The 18,583-nt window shown below is 57.6% G+C and carries 20 protein-coding genes; 11 read left to right on the forward strand and 9 right to left on the reverse strand.

Annotation, left to right across the window (positions count from 1 at the left end; translation table 11 throughout):
* Both nth and AC3IX1_RS22915 read left to right on the forward strand, forming a co-directional pair.
* Positions 1-639 carry an endonuclease III gene (nth, locus tag AC3IX1_RS22910; protein ID WP_095943834.1) on the forward strand — a complete coding sequence of 213 codons (639 nt, stop codon included), beginning with the start codon at positions 1-3 and terminating at the stop codon, positions 637-639.
* 106 nt (positions 640-745) lie between these two features.
* Positions 746-925, forward strand: coding sequence for a PA3496 family putative envelope integrity protein (locus AC3IX1_RS22915; RefSeq protein WP_007972325.1), 180 nt, complete (start codon positions 746-748; stop codon positions 923-925).
* Between the two features lie 79 nt (positions 926-1,004).
* Here the strand turns inward: AC3IX1_RS22915 and AC3IX1_RS22920 are convergent, their stop codons facing one another.
* On the reverse strand, positions 1,005-1,631 hold the full coding sequence (locus tag AC3IX1_RS22920; protein ID WP_008053528.1) for a response regulator transcription factor: 627 nt from the start codon (positions 1,629-1,631) through the stop codon (positions 1,005-1,007).
* Between the two features lie 545 nt (positions 1,632-2,176).
* Here AC3IX1_RS22920 and AC3IX1_RS22925 point away from each other — a divergent pair.
* The gene (locus AC3IX1_RS22925; protein ID WP_489385930.1) at positions 2,177-2,875 is read left to right on the forward strand and encodes a hypothetical protein; all 699 of its coding nucleotides are present in this window, start codon (positions 2,177-2,179) and stop codon (positions 2,873-2,875) included.
* A 150-nt stretch (positions 2,876-3,025) separates the two neighbouring features.
* On the opposite strand, the gene AC3IX1_RS22930 is transcribed toward AC3IX1_RS22925, so the two are convergent.
* Together AC3IX1_RS22930 and AC3IX1_RS22935 are read right to left on the reverse strand one after the other, a co-directional pair.
* On the reverse strand, positions 3,026-4,243 hold the full coding sequence (locus AC3IX1_RS22930; protein ID WP_489385931.1) for an argininosuccinate synthase: 1,218 nt from the start codon (positions 4,241-4,243) through the stop codon (positions 3,026-3,028).
* A 129-nt stretch (positions 4,244-4,372) separates the two neighbouring features.
* Positions 4,373-5,278, reverse strand: coding sequence for a flagellar protein MotY (locus AC3IX1_RS22935; protein WP_489385932.1), 906 nt, complete (start codon positions 5,276-5,278; stop codon positions 4,373-4,375).
* A 159-nt stretch (positions 5,279-5,437) separates the two neighbouring features.
* On the opposite strand from AC3IX1_RS22935, the gene pyrC reads away from it, so the two are divergent.
* The 3 genes from pyrC (at position 5,438) to AC3IX1_RS22950 (ending at position 8,746) form a co-directional block, all read left to right on the forward strand.
* Positions 5,438-6,484, forward strand: a complete 1,047-nt coding sequence (gene pyrC, locus AC3IX1_RS22940) for a dihydroorotase (RefSeq protein WP_489385933.1) — start codon at positions 5,438-5,440, stop codon at positions 6,482-6,484.
* On the forward strand, positions 6,481-7,158 hold the full coding sequence (rnt, locus tag AC3IX1_RS22945) for a ribonuclease T (RefSeq protein WP_007997489.1): 678 nt from the start codon (positions 6,481-6,483) through the stop codon (positions 7,156-7,158). Before pyrC ends, rnt begins: the two co-directional genes overlap by 4 nt.
* A gap of 256 nt (positions 7,159-7,414) precedes the next feature.
* A complete protein-coding gene (locus tag AC3IX1_RS22950; protein ID WP_489385477.1) occupies positions 7,415-8,746 on the forward strand; it encodes an IS4 family transposase in 1,332 nt (443 codons plus the stop codon).
* A gap of 60 nt (positions 8,747-8,806) precedes the next feature.
* Here the strand turns inward: AC3IX1_RS22950 and AC3IX1_RS22955 are convergent, their stop codons facing one another.
* The gene (locus AC3IX1_RS22955; protein WP_489385934.1) at positions 8,807-9,409 is read right to left on the reverse strand and encodes a peroxiredoxin; all 603 of its coding nucleotides are present in this window, start codon (positions 9,407-9,409) and stop codon (positions 8,807-8,809) included.
* A gap of 311 nt (positions 9,410-9,720) precedes the next feature.
* Between AC3IX1_RS22955 and AC3IX1_RS22960 the strand changes: the two genes are divergently transcribed.
* Both AC3IX1_RS22960 and bfr read left to right on the forward strand, forming a co-directional pair.
* Positions 9,721-9,939, forward strand: coding sequence for a bacterioferritin-associated ferredoxin (locus AC3IX1_RS22960; protein ID WP_008053520.1), 219 nt, complete (start codon positions 9,721-9,723; stop codon positions 9,937-9,939).
* A gap of 198 nt (positions 9,940-10,137) precedes the next feature.
* Positions 10,138-10,614, forward strand: coding sequence for a bacterioferritin (bfr, locus tag AC3IX1_RS22965; RefSeq protein ID WP_008053519.1), 477 nt, complete (start codon positions 10,138-10,140; stop codon positions 10,612-10,614).
* A 107-nt stretch (positions 10,615-10,721) separates the two neighbouring features.
* On the opposite strand, the gene grxD is transcribed toward bfr, so the two are convergent.
* The 3 genes from grxD to AC3IX1_RS22980 form a co-directional block, all read right to left on the reverse strand.
* Complete coding sequence (gene grxD, locus AC3IX1_RS22970) at positions 10,722-11,063, reverse strand: Grx4 family monothiol glutaredoxin (RefSeq protein ID WP_007971318.1); 342 nt, start codon at positions 11,061-11,063, stop codon at positions 10,722-10,724.
* Between the two features lie 97 nt (positions 11,064-11,160).
* The gene (locus AC3IX1_RS22975) at positions 11,161-13,269 is read right to left on the reverse strand and encodes a molybdopterin oxidoreductase family protein (RefSeq protein ID WP_489385935.1); all 2,109 of its coding nucleotides are present in this window, start codon (positions 13,267-13,269) and stop codon (positions 11,161-11,163) included.
* A 194-nt stretch (positions 13,270-13,463) separates the two neighbouring features.
* Positions 13,464-13,589 (reverse strand): hypothetical protein, encoded by a 126-nt coding sequence (locus tag AC3IX1_RS22980; RefSeq protein WP_489388801.1) that lies wholly within the window; start codon positions 13,587-13,589, stop codon positions 13,464-13,466.
* Positions 13,590-13,842: 253 nt separating this feature from the next.
* Between AC3IX1_RS22980 and argF the strand changes: the two genes are divergently transcribed.
* Positions 13,843-14,763, forward strand: a complete 921-nt coding sequence (argF, locus tag AC3IX1_RS22985; protein ID WP_489325987.1) for an ornithine carbamoyltransferase — start codon at positions 13,843-13,845, stop codon at positions 14,761-14,763.
* The gene (locus tag AC3IX1_RS22990; RefSeq protein ID WP_489385936.1) at positions 14,760-15,869 is read left to right on the forward strand and encodes an ABC transporter ATP-binding protein; all 1,110 of its coding nucleotides are present in this window, start codon (positions 14,760-14,762) and stop codon (positions 15,867-15,869) included. The genes argF and AC3IX1_RS22990 overlap by 4 nt, the downstream gene beginning before the upstream one ends.
* A 116-nt stretch (positions 15,870-15,985) precedes the next feature.
* Here AC3IX1_RS22990 and AC3IX1_RS22995 read toward each other — a convergent pair whose 3' ends face one another.
* On the reverse strand, positions 15,986-16,768 hold the full coding sequence (locus AC3IX1_RS22995; RefSeq protein WP_489385937.1) for a PhzF family phenazine biosynthesis protein: 783 nt from the start codon (positions 16,766-16,768) through the stop codon (positions 15,986-15,988).
* Positions 16,769-16,874: 106 nt separating this feature from the next.
* Positions 16,875-17,345, reverse strand: coding sequence for a Cys-tRNA(Pro) deacylase (gene ybaK, locus AC3IX1_RS23000; protein WP_007971306.1), 471 nt, complete (start codon positions 17,343-17,345; stop codon positions 16,875-16,877).
* Positions 17,346-17,693: 348 nt separating this feature from the next.
* Between ybaK and AC3IX1_RS23005 the strand changes: the two genes are divergently transcribed.
* Positions 17,694-18,545: an MIP/aquaporin family protein gene (locus AC3IX1_RS23005; RefSeq protein WP_489385938.1), complete on the forward strand. Its 852-nt coding sequence runs from the start codon at positions 17,694-17,696 to the stop codon at positions 18,543-18,545.
* Positions 18,546-18,583 lie beyond the last annotated feature (38 nt).

Genomic DNA, 18,583 nt, shown 5'->3' on the forward strand with positions numbered 1-18,583 from the left:
ATGAATGCCGCAAAACGTCTGGAAATCTTCCGCAGACTGCACGAGGACAACCCGGAACCAAAGACCGAGCTGGCCTATTCCTCAGCCTTCGAATTGCTGATTGCCGTGATTCTCTCGGCGCAGTCGACCGATGTCGGCGTCAACAAGGCCACGGCCAGGCTGTTCCCGGTCGCCAATACCCCGGCAGCGATCCATGCCCTGGGTGTCGAGGGGCTGTCGGAGTACATCAAGACCATCGGCCTGTACAACAGCAAAGCGAAAAACGTGATCGAAACCTGCCGCTTGCTGGTCGAACGCCACGCCGGCGAAGTCCCACAGACCCGCGAAGAGCTGGAGGCACTGCCCGGCGTCGGCCGCAAGACCGCCAATGTGGTGCTCAATACGGCATTCCGTCAGCTGACCATGGCCGTCGACACGCATATTTTCAGGGTCAGCAACCGGACGGGCATTGCTCCCGGCAAGAATGTGGTGGAAGTCGAGAAGAAACTGATGAAATTCGTGCCCAAGGAGTACCTGCTCGACTCCCATCACTGGTTGATCCTTCACGGCCGCTATGTTTGCCTGGCCCGCAAGCCCCGATGCGGGAGCTGCCGGATCGAGGACTTGTGCGAATACAAGCACAAAACCTCCGACGATTGAGGCGCTATTAGGTTTATCGAGTTGTCGATTGAAAAAATCTTTTTTACCCGCCGGGAGATTGTCGATATAAGGAGCGCCAAAGGCCTTCTTAGCCTGGAGCAACTAAATGAGTACTGGCAAAGAGCAATTGGACGTAGAAGACGATTTCACCACCGCCGAAACCGATGACGCTGAGCCGGTGGTTGAAGTAGCGAAAACCAATCTGAGCAAACGCCGCACCATCGACAACCTGCTGGAGGAGCGCCGACTGCAAAAGCAATTGGCCGATTACGATTTTGACTTATGACACCTGAAAGCCTCCCGAAACGGAGGCTTTTTTTAAGTGCCATACCCCGGTAGGCGCCCCTTGTCGCGCAGTTACGTCATCACACCAGACCATTGCGTTGTGCCAGCTCGATCAGATCGACCAGAGACCGCGCATTCAGTTTGAGCAACAGGCGGGTCTTGTAAGTACTGACTGTTTTATTGCTGAGAAACATTCCATCGGCAATCTCCTTATTGGTCTTTCCTCGGGCCAACTGTTGCAGGACCATCATTTCCCGCCCCGACAACCGATCAACCATATCGGCCTCACTGGCATTGCCCAAACTGCAACGCACGGTATGCAAGGCTTGATTAGGAAAGTAACTGTAGCCTGACAACACGGCCTTTATTGCACTGAGCAACTCCGTGAGGTCTTGTTGTTTGCAGACATAACCGGCTGCACCGGATTGCATGCAACGCATCGAAAAATGTCCCGGTGCCTGGGAAGTCAAGATCAGCACTTTCATCGGCATTGAGGTCGAAGACAAACGCGCGATGACTTCCAACCCGTCCAGCTTCGGAATCCCGATATCCAGAATGACAATGTCCGGCATAAGTTCACGGGCTAGTTGCAGTGCGTCCACACCATTATCGGTTTCTGCAATAACTTCGTAGCCATGGCGCTCCATTAGCATACGTACCGCAAGACGAATGACGGGGTGATCATCCACGATCAGCACTTTATTCATGGGCAAGTCCAATTTTCGCTGTTCGAATTTTTAGAGCCCGCACAATAGCCTAGTCGTTTCACCCATGGCATGTCGCCCCTCCCGGCCACCTGCACCAAGAGACATCCCCTACAAACAACACGGATTCCTCCTACAAAAATCCCTCGAACAGAATGAACTGAAAACTGTATCAGCGTCAGTGTGTCGCACTTTCCAGCAGCCACCGCTGTCGATTTACGACCAAAATTTTCCGAGAGCCAGCTTGATCGGTCGCGCCCTGACAAACACCAGCCTCTACCTCTCCGTTAAAACGTAACTGATATTTTCGCACTCAACACTCACACCAGAAATATCACACACCCAGCATCCAATTACTCTTACAGCAAATAATATTTTTTGAGCAATCATTAAAACAAGCCAAAACCTCAAGAAATCGTAGAGCAATACAACAAACAAATGAAAACCTGTCAAAAACCAACAGACACTAAAAATCACTACAATAACCACCAAATCAAACCAACCTCATAAACCACTCGAGAACAGACAACCCGGCATGAGTACAGAATATGATAAAAAAACGAATCACCAACCCAATGACAATTATCGCGATATTCGCAGCACTCTCTGAAACTTCGGCAGCTGTCTCCCTACCCTTCCTTGATCAGGAGGAAAGAGAACTCTACGTCTGGTTCCTGATCAGTTTTCCGTTTTATTTACTTTTACTTTTTTTCGCGACACTCAACTTCAACTATAAATCACTTTATGCGCCTTCCGATTTTGAAAAGGGCAAGCACTTCATGAAGGTCATGGATGATGTTGGGCGGTCGGAAAAGAAAGCGTCCGCAAAGCCGTCTGAAAACCCCGCACTGAAAACGTCAACGAATGACTGTCAGTCAACCCGAACGCCCTGTGGCGCACAGGACCCGCCAACCGGGATTGGTCTGCAAACCACCGTCTCTGTCCAGCATCACCTTCAGCTGCCAGAACCTGTAAAAGACCTGTACATCGTAGATGCACGCTGGATGAGCAAGGAGGTCGAGTTTGGAGCGCTACTGGAGAAAATCCAGAGGCCGCGGGAAAAGACGGCGTACGTGATTCTGTTTATCACTTGTGCCGTTTCGGAGAAATTACTGAAAGCCAGTGCGCTTGAACATTCAAGGCAGGCCAGCAAGCGCAGTACCGCCTTTTATGTGGCCTACAATCCGGACTCGCACAGGCTGTCGGTCATTGATCAGGCCGGGCAACCGGCGAACAACAACGCTTAGTACAGGTCAGGCCATTGAGAAGGAGAAAAACAGGAAATCATCATCGGATACGAAAACACCCGACAACGCAGTAACTGGCGTCACACCCCCTTTTCAGGTACCTGACCTCGTCCCGGACGAGGTCAGGCATCCATCACGATTTCAAAGGTCTCAGAACAGCTTCCGGCCTTTGTTCGCCGCAATGCGCATGCGCAAGGCGTTAAGCTTGATGAAGCCCGCTGCATCCGCCTGGTTGTACGCGCCGCCATCTTCTTCGAAGGTGGCAATGTTGGCGTCGAACAACGATTCGTCGGACTTGCGACCAGTGACGATCACGTTGCCCTTGTACAGTTTCAGGCGCACAACGCCATTCACGTGAGCTTGGGACGCATCGATCATCTGTTGCAGCATCAGACGCTCAGGGCTCCACCAGTAACCGGTGTAGATCAGGCTGGCGTACTTCGGCATCAGCTCGTCCTTGAGGTGAGCCACTTCGCGGTCCAGGGTGATCGATTCGATCGCACGGTGAGCGCGCAGCATGATGGTGCCGCCAGGGGTTTCGTAGCAGCCACGGGACTTCATGCCCACATAACGGTTCTCGACGATGTCGAGACGACCGATACCGTGCTCACCACCGATACGGTTCAGGGTCGCCAGCACGGTGGCCGGAGTCATTTCGACGCCGTCCAGCGCAACGATGTCGCCGTTACGGTAGGTCAGTTCCAGGTATTGCGGTTTGTCTGGAGCGTTTTCCGGGGAAACGGTCCAGCGCCACATGTCTTCTTCGTGCTCGGTCCAGGTGTCTTCCAGCACGCCGCCTTCATAGGAGATGTGCAGCAGGTTGGCATCCATGGAGTACGGGGACTTCTTCTTGCCGTGGCGCTCGATCGGAATCGCGTGCTTATCGGCGTAGTCCATCAGCTTTTCACGGGACAGCAGGTCCCACTCGCGCCACGGAGCGATCACTTTTACACCTGGCTTCAAGGCGTACGCACCGAGTTCGAAACGAACCTGGTCGTTACCCTTGCCGGTGGCGCCATGGGAAATGGCGTCAGCGCCGGTTTCGTTGGCAATTTCGATCAGGCGCTTGGCGATCAGCGGACGAGCGATGGAAGTACCCAGCAGGTACTCGCCTTCGTAAACGGTGTTGGCGCGGAACATCGGGAAAACGAAATCGCGCACGAACTCTTCGCGCAAGTCGTCGATGTAGATCTCTTTGACGCCCATGGCCTGAGCCTTGGCGCGTGCAGGTTCGACCTCTTCGCCCTGACCCAGGTCAGCGGTGAAGGTCACCACTTCACAGTTATAAGTATCCTGCAGCCACTTGAGGATCACCGAAGTGTCCAGGCCGCCGGAATACGCCAGAACGACCTTGTTTACGTCCGCCATGCCATCACTCCACGGGGTTCTACGGAAAGCCGGGAAGTCTACCGCTCATACAGAATAATTTACAGTGGCGCGACAGCTTATGACGACGAAGCGACAGATTATGTCGAGGGCGCGACGATGACCAAAGAGTCAGGAAGTTGCCGAAACGGCCGCTTTCGTCGCTTGCGGGGCCACTTGTTCCGCTGGCGCCCCGCGCTCCAGGCGTACCGCTACTCGACGGTTCTTCGCGCGGTTGGTGTTGTTGGTGTTAGGCGCCACCGGATAACGCTCGCCATGGAAACGCAGGGTGATTTGCGACTCCTGGATGCCGTTGGCCTTGAAGAACTCCATCACTGCCAGGGCTCGGCGCCGCGATAGGTCGCGGTTGGTCAGGCGGTTGCCGCTGTTGTCGGAGTGACCGTCGAGTTCGATGTGATTGACCGTCGGATCGGCCTTCATGTACTCCAGCATCACCTGCAGCTTGGCTTTTGCGGCGCTGTCGAGTTCGATTCCGCCGCCGGGGAAGCCGATTTCGGATTGCTTCACCTGTTCGAAATTCTGTGGCAACAGTTTCGCCACGCAACCCTGGTAGTCGGCAAACGCTTGGGTGAACCTGACCGGCAGCAAGCGTACTTCCGACACCCGCCCATCCCCCGAGGAATGTCGAACCACCGGGCTGCGACCGTCCATCAGGCCACTGATCAGCCGCCCGGCCTGAACCTTTGAGCTGTTGAACAATACGTTGCCACTGCCGATCCTCACCGTGCCCAGGTTGATGTCGTCACGCCCCGGTTGCCACGGCGCGGCAGCGGCCAGCAAGGTGGCCGAACCGCCGCCGATCATCGGGTTGTAGGCTTTCAGACGAAACGTCGCCTGCTCGCCGGCACGACGCACGAACTCGCCCGAGCCGAAGTCGGTAACCGGCTGAGTCAGGCGGCATTCGAACTTGTCGCCTTCGACCGTCCACTCAATGTTCTCCAGACGTGTCTGGAAAGTGAGCGCCATCGCCGGAAGGCTGGCAAACACACTGAGCAAGGCTAAATAACGCTGGCGCACGGGAGGCTCCACTGGTTTCTAAAACAAAAAGACCGACACACACATGTTTACGGCATACCTGTTGGATATCGGAAGCTTCCTGCAAAACTTGATAGCGAGTGCCTGCAAGAGTCTTTTCCGGTAGCATTCCCTTGAGTTTGACCCGCCTGGAATCCCCTCATGTCCGACCGCCTGACCCTGCTGCGTCCCGACGACTGGCATATTCATCTTCGCGATGGTGCCGTGTTGACCAATACCGTCGCGGATGTCGCGCGCACCTTTGGCCGCGCCATCATCATGCCCAACCTGGTTCCACCGGTGCGCAACGCGGCCGAAGCCGACGGCTATCGCCAGCGGATTCTCGCTGCCCGCCCGGCTGGCAGCCTGTTCGAGCCACTGATGGTCCTGTACCTGACCGACCGCACCCAGCCCGAAGAAATTCGCGAGGCCAAGGCCAGCGGATTCATTCACGCCGCCAAGCTGTACCCGGCCGGCGCGACCACCAACTCGGATTCTGGCGTCACCAGCATCGACAAGATCTTCCCTGCACTCGAGGCCATGGCCGAAGTCGGGATGCCGTTGTTGGTCCACGGTGAAGTCACCCGGGGCGATGTCGACGTGTTCGATCGCGAAAAAATCTTCATCGACGAGCACATGCGTCGTGTGGTCGAACGTTTCCCGACCCTCAAAGTGGTCTTCGAACACATCACAACCACGGACGCCGTGCAGTTCGTCAACTCGGCTTCGGCCAACGTGGGCGCGACCATTACCGCACACCACCTGCTGTACAACCGCAACCACATGCTGGTGGGCGGGATTCGGCCGCACTTCTATTGCCTGCCGATCCTCAAGCGCAATACCCACCAGGAAGCTCTGCTCGACGCCGCCACCAGCGGCAGCGAGAAGTTCTTCCTCGGCACCGACTCGGCGCCCCACGCCCAGCACGCCAAGGAAGCGGCCTGCGGTTGCGCCGGTTGCTACACCGCCTATGCGGCCATCGAGATGTATGCCGAAGCCTTCGAACAGCGCAATGCGCTGGACAAGCTCGAGGCCTTCGCCAGCCTCAACGGCCCGCGGTTCTATGGTCTACCGGCCAACACCGATCGCATCACCCTGGTCCGCGAAGAATGGACCGCCCCTGCCAGCCTGCCATTTGGCGAGCTGACCGTTATCCCGCTGCGCGCCGGTGAAAAACTGCGCTGGCGCCTGCTGGAGGAACACGCGTGAGTGAAGACCATTTCGACGACGAACTGGAAGGCAATGGCGGCGGAGGCGGCCCGCGTCATCCAATGGCGGCCAGGTTCCGTGGTTACCTGCCGGTTGTCGTCGACGTAGAAACCGGTGGCTTCAATTCGGCCACCGACGCCCTGCTGGAGATTGCCGCGACCACCATCGCCATGGATGAAAAGGGTTTTGTTTACCCGGATCACACCTACTTCTTCCGTGTCGAGCCGTTCGAAGGCGCGAACATCGAAGCGGCGGCCCTGGAGTTCACCGGGATCAAGCTCGATCACCCGCTGCGCATGGCCGTGAGTGAAGAGTCTGCCCTGAACGATATCTTCCGCGGCGTGCGCAAGGCCCTCAAGGCCAATGGCTGCAAACGGGCGATCCTGGTCGGGCATAACAGCAGCTTCGACCTGGGCTTCCTCAATGCGGCAGTTGCGCGGCTGGACATGAAGCGCAATCCGTTCCACCCGTTCTCCAGTTTCGATACCGCAACGCTCGCCGGCCTCGCTTACGGCCAGACCGTACTGGCCAAGGCTTGCCAGGCAGCGGACATCGACTTCGACGGTCGCGAGGCTCACTCGGCTCGCTATGACACCGAGAAGACCGCAGAGCTGTTCTGCGGCATCGTCAATCGCTGGAAACAGATGGGTGGCTGGGAAGATTTCAACGATTGATGCTGTTGGCTCTTTGTGGGAGCGAGCCTGCTCGCGATGGTCGTCAACGATAACGCGGATAGTCTGACTCGCCGAGGTGTTCTTGAGCCCATCGTCGGAACGCCGCCCGGAGCAAGCTCGCTCCTACAGAAAGCGAAAATACCGTCCATAAAAAAACCGACCTCGATGGCCTAATGCCGATCAGTTAAGCCTTCTCGCTTGACCTTTGGCCGCAAGAAATCAAAATCCGATGCCTGTACTGGCATCGGATTTTTTTATGCGTCTCGCTCGGGCACTGGAACTGACCCACAACATCGCCTCTACCCCCAACGCCATCGAGGGATTGGATGCCTTGCTCGATCCTTCTTTGGTCGAACAGGCGCTTGAACAAGCCGGTGTGGCAACGCTGCGCAAGCGTCGTTTGCCGCTGGAAATGATGCTCTGGTGCGTGATCTCCATGGCGTTCTTCCGGCGCATGTCGGCCTGGGATGTGGTCAGTCGCATGAACATCATGTTGCCGGGCCAGCGCCCGTTGGTGGCCCCCAGCGCCGTAGTCCAGGCCCGTCAGAGATTGGGCAGCGAAGCTGTACGACAAGTCTTCGATTTGACCCAGAAAAGTTGGCATGAGGCGGCCAATCATCCGACTTGGGCCGGTCTGCGTTTGTTGGGCGTCGATGGCGTTGTCTGGCGCACGCCCGACACGCCGGAAAATCGGGCGCGCTATGACTCCGCCAGCAACCAGCACGGCGACACCGGTTTTCCTCAGGTGCGCATGGTCTGCCAAATGGAGTTGACCAGCCATTTGCTGATTGGAAGTGCGTTTGACGGCTACCGCAGCAACGAAATGAAACTGGCCGAGCAACTGATCGAAACCACCCCCGATCACTCGCTGACGCTGTTTGATCGTGGTTTTTACTCGTTAGGTTTACTGCATCAGTGGCAGCAGGCAGGCGTCGAACGCCACTGGCTGATGCCGCTGAAAAAAGGCTCGCAGTACGAGGTGATCCAGCGTTTGGGGCGCCAGGATGCGATTGTTTCGCTGAGCACTTCGCCGCAGGCCCGCAAGCAATGGCCTGGGTTGCCGGAGCGGCTGACCGCGCGACTGCTGAGCAAAACCGTGAAGGGCAAGGTGTGTCAGATTCTGACCTCAATGGCTGACCCGCTGCGTTTTCCTTCCGACGAGATCGTTGATCTGTACAGCCAGCGCTGGGAAATCGAATTAGGCTTTCGGGAAATGAAGCAGACGCTGCTCAACAGCAGTTATACGCTGCGCAGCAAGACACCCGAGATGATCGAGCAAGAGTTGTGGGGCGTGTTGTTGGGCTACAACTTGTTGCGCTATCAGATGGTGGAAATGAGTCGCCACTGTCCTGGCATTTACCCGTGCGAAATGAGCTTTACCGCGTGTACCTGGGCGATTCTCGGGTTTATCAACAGCGTCTCGGCCGACCGTTCCGGGAACATCCCCAAGTATTTGGCCGAGCTTCATGCTTCAGCGCCGCACTACGTGCTGCCGCATCGACGTGAGGAGCGCGTTTATCCTCGGGCGATTCGGCTGAAATCACCGAAGTATCCGATCAAAAATAAAAATGCCAGTCAGCTTAACTGACTGGCATTAACCTCGATGGCCGGTTTTTTTATACCTGCTTTTATAGCTGGAGCGTGCGCCTTACAGAGTGGCAGCGTGCTCGGTCAGGTAAGCGGCAACACCTTCTGGCGAAGCGTTCATGCCTTTGTCGCCTTTCTTCCAGTTGGCCGGGCAGACTTCGCCGTGCGCTTCGTGGAATTGCAGAGCGTCGACCAGACGGATCAGCTCTTCCATGTTACGGCCCAGCGGCAGGTCGTTGATGATCTGCGAGCGGACAACGCCTTTGTCGTCGATCAGGAACGCGCCACGGAAAGCAACGCCGTCAGCCGACTGAACGTCGTAGGCCTTCATGATGTCCTGCTTGATGTCGGCAGCCATGGTGTAGCGAACCTGGCCGATACCGCCGCTGTTCACTGGTGTGTTGCGCCATGCGTTGTGGGTGAAGTGCGAGTCGATCGAAACAGCGATCACTTCAACGTTGCGTGCCTTGAACTCGGACATGCGGTTGTCCAGAGCGATCAGCTCGGACGGGCAAACGAAGGTGAAGTCCAGTGGGTAGAAGAACACCAGGCCGTATTTGCCTTTGATCGCCGAAGACAGGGTGAAGCTGTCAACGATCTCGCCATTGCCGAGTACGGCCGGTACGGTGAAGTCAGGGGCTTGTTTGCCTACGAGTACGCTCATTGGATATCTCCTGGTGTAATAGCGTGAGAAACAGGGTTCGCATCAGCCTGCCACCCTGAGGCGACAGCCCTGTGACACGACCCCCGGTCGCAAAAGACCGGCCATCATACACCGCGTGTTTGAGCTGGCTTAGCGGTTTTTTCCCCGTACGATGAAATCCCCGGCGGTTTTGTATCACCGATTTGCCAGGCAGACCGTTCGTCAGCCATACCCGCTTATGACGAAAAGTGTTCTGAAACCACTTTGACAATCATTCTCGTTAACATTAAGATCCATCGCAATTGAGTCACAATCAGCGACGGTCCTTCCTTATGTATGTTTGCCTCTGCACTGGCGTCACCGACGGTCAAATCCGCGATGCGATCTATGAAGGATGCTGCAGCTACAAGGAAGTCCGTGTGGCCACCGGCGTTGCCAGCCAGTGCGGCAAATGTGCCTGCCTCGCCAAGGAAGTGGTCCGCGAGACCCTGACCAAACTGCAAACGGCCCAGGCTGCAATTCCTTTTCCAGCAGAATTTACAGCCGCTTAAATATCGAATTTCAAAGAACCGGACATATGTCCGGTTTTTTTATGCCTCAAAATCAACTAGTTATGTTCTAGACGCGGAACACAAACATTCTTATTCCGATTAATTTTCATTTAAGTTTCAATAACTTAGGTTTGACACTATTAAATACCCGGCTCAAACTCTGCTCTATTGACAGCTAATACAGGGCAGGACCCCATCATGAAAGGCGACGTTACAGTCATCCAGCATCTCAACAAGATCCTTGCCAATGAGCTGGTCGCGATCAATCAATATTTCCTGCATGCGCGCATGTACGAAGATTGGGGTCTGAACAAGCTCGGCAAGCACGAGTACCACGAATCCATCGACGAAATGAAGCACGCGGACAAGCTGATCAAGCGAATCCTGTTCCTTGAAGGCCTGCCAAACGTCCAGGACCTGGGCAAGCTGCACATCGGCGAGCACACCAAGGAAATGCTGGAGTGCGACCTGCGTATCGAGAAAACCGGCCATGCCGATCTGAAAGTAGCCATCGCGCATTGCGAAACAGTTGGCGACTTCGGTAGCCGTGAACTGCTTGAAGATATCCTCGAGTCCGAAGAAGAACATATCGACTGGCTGGAAACCCAGTTGGGCCTGATCGATAAAGTGGGTCTTGAGAACTACCTGCAATCGCAGATGGGCGAAGACGAGTAAGTTCTACGCCGTTAATCTCGATGTAATAAAAAGCCCCGCCCTCTTTCGAGTGGCGGGGCTTTTTATTACCCGGGTTCAGGTTTTACCGAAACCCGGGCAGAAGTGAATCAGGCTTCGGTCTTTGGAGCAGCGGCCTTGGCGGCGGCGTCCTTGATCAGGCTCTGCAGCGAACCGTCAGCAGCCATTTCAGTCATGATGTCGCTGCCGCCGACCAGCTCACCGGCAACCCACAGTTGCGGGAAGGTTGGCCAGTTGGCGTATTTTGGCAGGTTGGCGCGGATTTCCGGGTTCTGCAGGATGTCCACGTACGCAAACTTTTCGCCACACGCCATCACGGCCTGCGCGGCTTTCGCGGAGAAGCCGCACTGCGGGGCATTCGGCGAGCCTTTCATGTAAAGCAGAATGGTGTTGTTGGCAATCTGCTCTTTAATCGTTTCGATGATATCCATGGAGCACCTCGGCTGAACTTTCCGACTCACGGGTCGGCACGGTGGCGCATTGTAACGGAAAGCCGAGCACCCTGCTCGGTCTCTCCGTCTGACTGATTCAAGCCGCCGCCACGGTCACCGGCACGCCATTGAGCGCGGCATTTCCCGACAGTTCGTCAATCTGGCGTTCGTCGGTCAGGTCGTTGGCGCTGGAGCCTGGCTGGCTGCTGGCAATCGTCATTTGCACACCCGGCCGCGCGTGCCCCCAGCCGTGAGGCAGGCTGACCACGCCTTTCATCATGTCCAGACTGCCAAGCACTTCGACTTCGATCACACCCACCCGCGAGCTGACCCGAACGCGCTGTCCGTCGCTGAGCCCGCGACTGGCCAGATCGTCCGGATGCATCAGCAACTGGTGACGTGGCTTGCCCTTCACCAACCGATGATAATTATGCATCCATGAGTTGTTGCTGCGTACATGCCGGCGGCCGATCATCAACAACTCGTCGGCGGCCGGCGCCTGCAAGGCTGCAAAGCGCGCCAGGTCAGCGAGAATCGCGGCCGGTGCGGCCTGGATGCGTTGATTGGCAGTCTTCAGGCGGGGCGTCAGGTTAGGCTTGAGCGCGCCCAGATCGACGCCATGGGGATAATCGTACAAAGTCGCCAGCGACAGCTTGTGCTCTGAATTGTCGCCGTACATTCCCATGCGCAGGCCGCGATCGATCATTTGCGCCGGAGCGATGGTGGGCTTCAACTCTTTGCCGGTCGTGGCGGCAAACGCCTTGGCCAGGCCGACGAAAATTTCCCAGTCGTGCAAGGCACCTTTTGGCTTGGCAAGGATGGCACGGTTGAAACGGCTGACGTTGCGCACCGCAAACAGGTTGAACGTGGTGTCGTAATGGTCGTTTTCCAGCGCCGATGTAGACGGCAGGATCAAGTCGGCGTAACGCGTGGTTTCATTGATGTACAGGTCGATGCTGACCATGAACTCCAGCCCGTCCAGCGCCTGCTCGAGTTGTCGGCCATTGGGTGTGGACAGCACCGGATTGCCCGCCACGGTGATCAGCGCGCGGACTTGCCCCTCTCCTTCGGTCAGCATCTCCTCGGCCAGCGCCGACACCGGTAATTCTCCGGCGTACTCCGGGCGCCCGGAAACCCGGCTCTGCCACAGATTGAAATGCCCGCCCGAAGTCGTCGCCACCAGGTCCACTGCTGGCTCGGTGCACAAGGCACCACCCACGCGATCGAGATTGCCGGTGACCAGGTTGATCAACTGCACCACCCAATGACACAGCGTACCGAAGGCCTGGGTCGAAACGCCCATGCGGCCATAGCAGACTGCACTCGGTGCCGCGGCGAAGTCCCGCGCCAACTGGCGGATCTGTTCGGCCGGTACGGCACACAACGGACTCATGGCCTCGGCAGTGAACGGCGCGACGGCCTCGCGCACGTCCTCCAGGCCGTCCACCGGCAGATGGCTGTCGCGGGTCAGACCTTCAGCGAACAAGGTATTGAGCATGCCGAACAACAGCGCGGCATCACCACCCGGGCGCACGAACAGATGCTGATCGGCAATCGCCGCCGTCTCACTACGGCGCGGATCGACCACCACCACTTTGCCGCCCCGGGCCTGTATCGCCTTCAAGCGTTTTTCCACATCCGGCACGGTCATGATGCTGCCGTTCGACGCCAGCGGGTTGCCGCCCAGGATCAGCATGAAATCGGTGTGATCGATGTCCGGGATCGGCAGCAACAGACTGTGGCCGTACATCAAATGACTGGTCAGGTGGTGGGGCAATTGATCGACCGAGGTGGCGGAAAACCGGTTGCGGGTTTTCAACAGGCCGAGGAAGTAATTGCTGTGGGTCATCAGCCCGTAATTGTGCACGCTCGGGTTGCCCTGATAGACCGCCACGGCGTTTTGCCCGTGACGCTCCTGAATGGCGGCAAGGCGTTCGGCGACCAGATTGAATGCCGCTTCCCACTCGATGGGCTGCCACTCATTGCCCACCCGCTGCATCGGCTGATGCAGGCGATCCGGATCGTTCTGAATGTCTTGCAGGGCCACGGCCTTGGGGCAGATGTGCCCACGGCTGAACGTATCCTGGGGGTCGCCCTTGATCGAAGTGATCTGGACGTTACCGTCTTCGACCCTGGTGGTTTCGATGGTCAGGCCACAGATGGCTTCGCACAAATGGCACGCACGGTGATGGAGAGTCTTGGTCATGGCCAGTCTCTGTCTTGTTTTGGGCGGGCAACGTTGGCCGCGGAAACAAAACTATGGCGCCAGAGCCGCCGCCACGCCAGCGACGTTCGTCTTGTGAATCGAGGGTTATCAGGCCAGCCGATGGCCGCCCGAGTTCAGTCCGAAGGCGGCCTGGGCGGTGCCTGCAACTGGATTTGCTGAAGGGTTTCAATCGGTCAGAGGGGGCCATGCACGCCGGTCAGCTCGCCGATCAGGCGCCAGTGTTCGTAGAGCCCGGCGCTGATGAATGACAGCCAGAAACCGACTGTCAGCGCACCATTGCCGCCCAGCCTGATTGCCAAGCCCCGAGGGGCCGGTGTACAAATGAACCGCTGCTATCAGGAAACAGGCTTCAAAAGCGCTACCTCGGTGAAACCGTAGCACCTCTGAAACTCCCTAAAAACTGTAGCCCTATTGGTAAGACGCGACATTTAATTATAAGATCGCGCCTTCCCCTATTTCGTCGCCCCGTGCGGCTTACGCCGCAGGTCTCGCCCGTTGTTCCGTTAAACAAGGCTTTGAGCATCTGCGGTTTGTAGCAAAAGGTAGTCAATGATGAGCGCAAGGCACTTTCTCTCCCTGATGGATTGCACGCCCGAAGAGCTGGTCAGCGTGATCCGTCGAGGCGTTGAGCTCAAGGACCTGCGTAACCGCGGCGTACTGTTCGAGCCTCTGAAAAACCGCGTCCTGGGGATGATTTTCGAGAAATCCTCGACCCGTACCCGGATCTCCTTCGAGGCCGGCATGATCCAGCTCGGCGGCCAGGCGATCTTCCTGTCGCCACGTGACACCCAACTGGGCCGTGGCGAGCCGATCGGCGACTGCGCCATCGTCATGTCGAGCATGCTCGACGCGGTGATGATCCGTACCTTTGCCCACAGCAACCTGACCGAATTCGCCGCCAATTCCCGCGTGCCGGTGATCAACGGCCTGTCCGATGACCTGCACCCGTGCCAGTTGCTGGCCGACATGCAGACCTTCCTCGAACACCGCGGCTCCATCCAGGGCAAGACCGTGGCCTGGATCGGCGACGGTAACAACATGTGCAACAGCTATATAGAAGCGGCGATCCAGTTCGACTTCCAGTTGCGCGTTGCCTGCCCGGAAGGCTACGAACCCAACCCGGTGTTCCTGGCCAAGGCCGGCGATCGGGTCACCATCGTTCGCGACCCGAAGGAAGCCGTGCGTGGTGCACACCTGGTAAGTACCGACGTCTGGACCTCCATGGGCCAGGAAGAGGAAACCGCCAAGCGCCTGCAACTGTTCGCACCGTATCAGGTCAACCGCGCCCTGCTCGACCTCGCCGCTGAAGACGTGCTGTTCATGCACTGCCTGCCGGCGCACCGTGGCGAGGAAATCAGTGTCGACCTGCTCGACGACCCGCGCTCAGTGGCCTGGGATCAAGCCGAAAACCGTCTGCATGCGCAAAAAGCCTTGCTCGAATTCCTCGTTCCGCCTTCGTACCACCACGCATGAGCCAGCCATTACTGCTTAACCTGCGCAATCTCGCCTGCGGCTATCAAGACCAGCGCGTGGTGCAGAACCTCAACCTGCACCTGAACGCAGGCGACATCGGTTGCCTGCTGGGCTCGTCGGGTTGCGGCAAGACCACCACCCTGCGGGCGATTGCCGGTTTCGAACCGGTTCACGAAGGCGAAATCCAGCTGGCTGGCGAGACCATCTCCAGCGCCGGTTTCACCCTCGCTCCGGAGAAACGTCGTATCGGCATGGTGTTCCAGGACTACGCGCTGTTTCCGCATTTGAGCGTGGCCGACAACATCGCCTTCGGCATTCGCAAGCATCCGCAAAAGGATCGCGTGACCGCAGAGCTGCTGGAACTGGTCAACCTGAAGAACCTCGGCAAGCGTTTCCCTCACGAGCTTTCCGGTGGTCAGCAGCAACGTGTCGCCCTGGCCCGCGCCCTGGCGCCGGAGCCGCAACTGCTGTTGCTCGACGAACCGTTCTCCAACCTCGATGGCGAATTGCGTCGCAAGCTCAGCCATGAAGTACGCGACATCCTCAAGGCCCGTGGCACCAGCGCGATACTGGTGACTCACGACCAGGAAGAAGCCTTCGCGGTCAGCGACCACGTTGGCGTGTTCAAGGAAGGTCGCCTGGAACAGTGGGATACGCCCTACAACCTGTATCACGAACCACTGACACCCTTCGTGGCGAGTTTCATCGGCCAGGGCTATTTCATTCGCGGTCAGTTGAGCAGCCCCGAATCGGTGCAGACCGAGCTGGGTGAGCTGCGCGGCAATCGGGCCTACACCTGGCCGGTAGGCGGCGCCGTGGACGTGCTGCTGCGCCCGGACGATATCGTCTATGCGCCGGACAGCGCACTGAAGGCGCGAATTGCCGGCAAGACGTTCCTGGGCGCGTCGACCCTGTATCGCTTGCAGCTGCCGACAGGCGCACAGTTGGAATCGATCTTCCCGAGCCATGTCGACCGTCAGGTTGGGGCAGACGTGGGTATTCGTGTCGCGGCTGAACACCTGGTGCTGTTCCAGGCCTCCGGCAGCACGGCGGCGCAGATTCCGGTGGCAGAATCCGGTGTCCGCCGCTACAGCACCGCCAACTGATACACACGAAACAATTGTGGGAGCGAGCCTGCTCGCGAAAGCGGTGTGTCAGCCAATGATGATGTTGACTGACCGTCCGTATTCGCGAGCAGGCTCGCTCCCACACTGGATTTGCATCAGTCCAGCATCAGCGTTCCGCTCGCCATGAGCGTCGCATTGCCGCCGATCTTCACCCGATCGCCTTCCAGCCGGCAGAACAATTCCCCACCCCGCGCCGAACGCTGAAAAGCCGTCAGGCTCGATTTGCCCAAAATTTTTGACCAGTACGGAATCAGAAGGCAATGGGTCGATCCGGTGACCGGGTCTTCATTGATGCCGATTGCCGGCGCGAAATAACGGGACACGAAATCGTGCTGCTCGCCACGCGCCGTCACGATAGCGCCCAGCCATGGCAGTTTCGCCAGGGCCACCATGTCCGGCTTGCAGTCGAGCACGGCTTGCTCCGACTCCAGCACCACAAACAGCTCATTCGAACCCAGTACCTCGACAGCCTTCACGCCCAGTGCACGCTCGATGTCCGAGATCACGCTCACCGGCGACGCAGTGATCGCCGGGAAATCCAGCCACAGGCGCGCCCCTTCACGGGTAACGCTCAACGGGCCGGATTTGCAGGTGAAGTCCAGTCGCTCGACCGGTTCTTTATAGATTTCAAACAACACATAGGCGCTAGCCAGCGTCGCGTGACCGCACAATGGCACCTCGGTGGTCGGCGTAAACCAGCGGATGTGCCAGCCCTGCCCTTCACGCACGACAAACGCCGTTTCGGCGAGGTTGTGTTCGGCGGCAATCTTTTGCATCAACTCATCGGCGAGCCATGTATCGAGCCGATAGACCATCGCCGGATTGCCGCTGAATGGCTGATTGCTGAACGCGTCGACCTGATGAAACTCCAGTTGCATAACCTTCTCCCTTTGTCAGACCACCAAGCATGCCGCGCTGGCCCAGCCGGCACCAGTGACAGAGCCGGCTGATTTTCACCATACAGCGCTGCACTTGCTTCGAGGCTCACGCACGGCCGATATCGGCAAACTTCGCCTGGGTGTGTTCGGCCAGCACCGCCGGCGCGAGTTCGACTTCCAGCCCACGTCGGCCCGCACTGACAAAAATGCTGGCGAAGGGCTGGGCCGAATTATCAATGAAGGTACGCAAACGCTTTTTCTGCCCCAGCGGACTGATACCGCCCAACAGATAGCCAGTAGAGCGCTGCGCTGCCGCCGGGTCGGCCATTTCGACCTTTTTCACGCCCGCGGCGTGGGCCAGCCCTTTCAAGTCCAGGCTGCCGACAACCGGCACCACGGCCACCAGCAACTCGCCCTTCTCGCTGGCCGCCAGCAAGGTCTTGAACACCTGCGCCGGATCGAGCCCGAGTTTTTCCGCCGCTTCCAGCCCGTAGGAAGCGGCCTTGGGGTCATGTTCGTAACTGTGTACGCGATGTTCGGCCCGAACCTTTTTCAACAAATCCAATGCGGGGGTCATGACAGCTCCAGACTGGGCGGCAGAAGAAAAACACTGCGCCCGATTCTAGGACATTGATCAATAAAAGGCTCTACGGCGGCGCATCCATGACGCCATTGCCTGGCCATCCCATTGCGCAATGACTCATTCATTCATGCAACGAATAGTTTTTTTGTGACCGACGGTTCACTTTCGACCTTTGACAGCAGCGTTTCTTGTCTATATTTTTTCGTTTCTGAAACTTTACGAAACGTCCTACCGCTGCACCCAGCAGTAAACCGCGACCAGGATGGGGATCCTGCCTCGGCGAAAAACGCGCTCCGACCATGATGGAAAAAAGCGCCAGACAACAAAAAAAATGAGGTTTCAATGACAACTGCTTTACAACAACCGTCGCTCTCGAGCCAATGCATGGCCGAGTTCCTGGGTACGGCGCTGCTGATCTTTTTTGGTACTGGTTGCGTTGCCGCGCTCAAGGTCGCGGGTGCCAGTTTTGGCTTGTGGGAAATCAGCATCATCTGGGGCGTCGGCGTCAGCATGGCGATCTACCTTACCGCCGGGGTTTCCGGGGCTCATCTAAACCCTGCCGTCAGCATTGCCCTGAGCATTTTCGCGGACTTCGAAAAACGTAAATTGCCTTTCTACGTACTCGCCCAGGTGGCGGGCGCCTTCTGTGGAGCGCTGTTGGTTTACACCCTCTACAGCAATCTATTCTTCGAATTCGAACAAACGCACCAAATGGTTCGCGGCACTCAAGCCAGCCTCGAATTGGCCTCCGTGTTCTCCACCTTCCCGAATCCTGTGCTGACCACCGCCCAGGCATTTCTGGTCGAGGTGATCATCACAGCCATCCTGATGGGCGTGATCATGTCCCTGACCGATGACAACAATGGCCTGCCAAAAGGCCCGTTGGCACCGCTGCTGATCGGCCTGCTGATTGCGGTGATCGGCAGTTCGATGGGACCGCTGACCGGTTTTGCCATGAACCCTGCGCGGGACTTCGGTCCTAAACTGATGACTTTCTTCGCTGGCTGGGGTGAAATTTCCTTCACCGGCGGACGCGATGTTCCGTATTTCCTGATTCCTGTTTTTGCACCGATTGTCGGTGCCTGCCTCGGTGCTGCCGCCTATCGTGGGTTGATTGCCCGCCATCTGCCCAGCGCCGTACCTGCTACAAAGGATGCAACAGCGGCCATTGACGGCAAACCCAGAACTTCTTGATACCGTTGGCGCGTGCCCCTGCCCTTTGATCGCGCGCC

The sequence above is a fragment of the Pseudomonas sp. KH_046_2 genome, assembly GCF_057838985.1.

Bases quoted from the DNA above. Each gene is read 5' to 3' on its own strand.
- nth (WP_095943834.1), top strand. From the start codon at position 1: ATGAATGCCGCAAAACGTCTGGAAATCTTCCGCAGACTGCACGAGGAC.
- AC3IX1_RS22915 (WP_007972325.1), top strand. From the start codon at position 746: ATGAGTACTGGCAAAGAGCAATTGGACGTAGAAGACGATTTCACCACC.
- AC3IX1_RS22920 (WP_008053528.1), bottom strand. From the start codon at position 1,631: ATGAATAAAGTGCTGATCGTGGATGATCACCCCGTCATTCGTCTTGCG.
- AC3IX1_RS22925 (WP_489385930.1), top strand. From the start codon at position 2,177: ATGATAAAAAAACGAATCACCAACCCAATGACAATTATCGCGATATTC.
- AC3IX1_RS22930 (WP_489385931.1), bottom strand. From the start codon at position 4,243: ATGGCGGACGTAAACAAGGTCGTTCTGGCGTATTCCGGCGGCCTGGAC.
- pyrC (WP_489385933.1), top strand. From the start codon at position 5,438: ATGTCCGACCGCCTGACCCTGCTGCGTCCCGACGACTGGCATATTCAT.
- AC3IX1_RS22950 (WP_489385477.1), top strand. From the start codon at position 7,415: ATGCGTCTCGCTCGGGCACTGGAACTGACCCACAACATCGCCTCTACC.
- AC3IX1_RS22955 (WP_489385934.1), bottom strand. From the start codon at position 9,409: ATGAGCGTACTCGTAGGCAAACAAGCCCCTGACTTCACCGTACCGGCC.
- AC3IX1_RS22960 (WP_008053520.1), top strand. From the start codon at position 9,721: ATGTATGTTTGCCTCTGCACTGGCGTCACCGACGGTCAAATCCGCGAT.
- bfr (WP_008053519.1), top strand. From the start codon at position 10,138: ATGAAAGGCGACGTTACAGTCATCCAGCATCTCAACAAGATCCTTGCC.
- grxD (WP_007971318.1), bottom strand. From the start codon at position 11,063: ATGGATATCATCGAAACGATTAAAGAGCAGATTGCCAACAACACCATT.
- AC3IX1_RS22975 (WP_489385935.1), bottom strand. From the start codon at position 13,269: ATGACCAAGACTCTCCATCACCGTGCGTGCCATTTGTGCGAAGCCATC.
- argF (WP_489325987.1), top strand. From the start codon at position 13,843: ATGAGCGCAAGGCACTTTCTCTCCCTGATGGATTGCACGCCCGAAGAG.
- AC3IX1_RS22990 (WP_489385936.1), top strand. From the start codon at position 14,760: ATGAGCCAGCCATTACTGCTTAACCTGCGCAATCTCGCCTGCGGCTAT.
- AC3IX1_RS22995 (WP_489385937.1), bottom strand. From the start codon at position 16,768: ATGCAACTGGAGTTTCATCAGGTCGACGCGTTCAGCAATCAGCCATTC.
- ybaK (WP_007971306.1), bottom strand. From the start codon at position 17,345: ATGACCCCCGCATTGGATTTGTTGAAAAAGGTTCGGGCCGAACATCGC.
- AC3IX1_RS23005 (WP_489385938.1), top strand. From the start codon at position 17,694: ATGACAACTGCTTTACAACAACCGTCGCTCTCGAGCCAATGCATGGCC.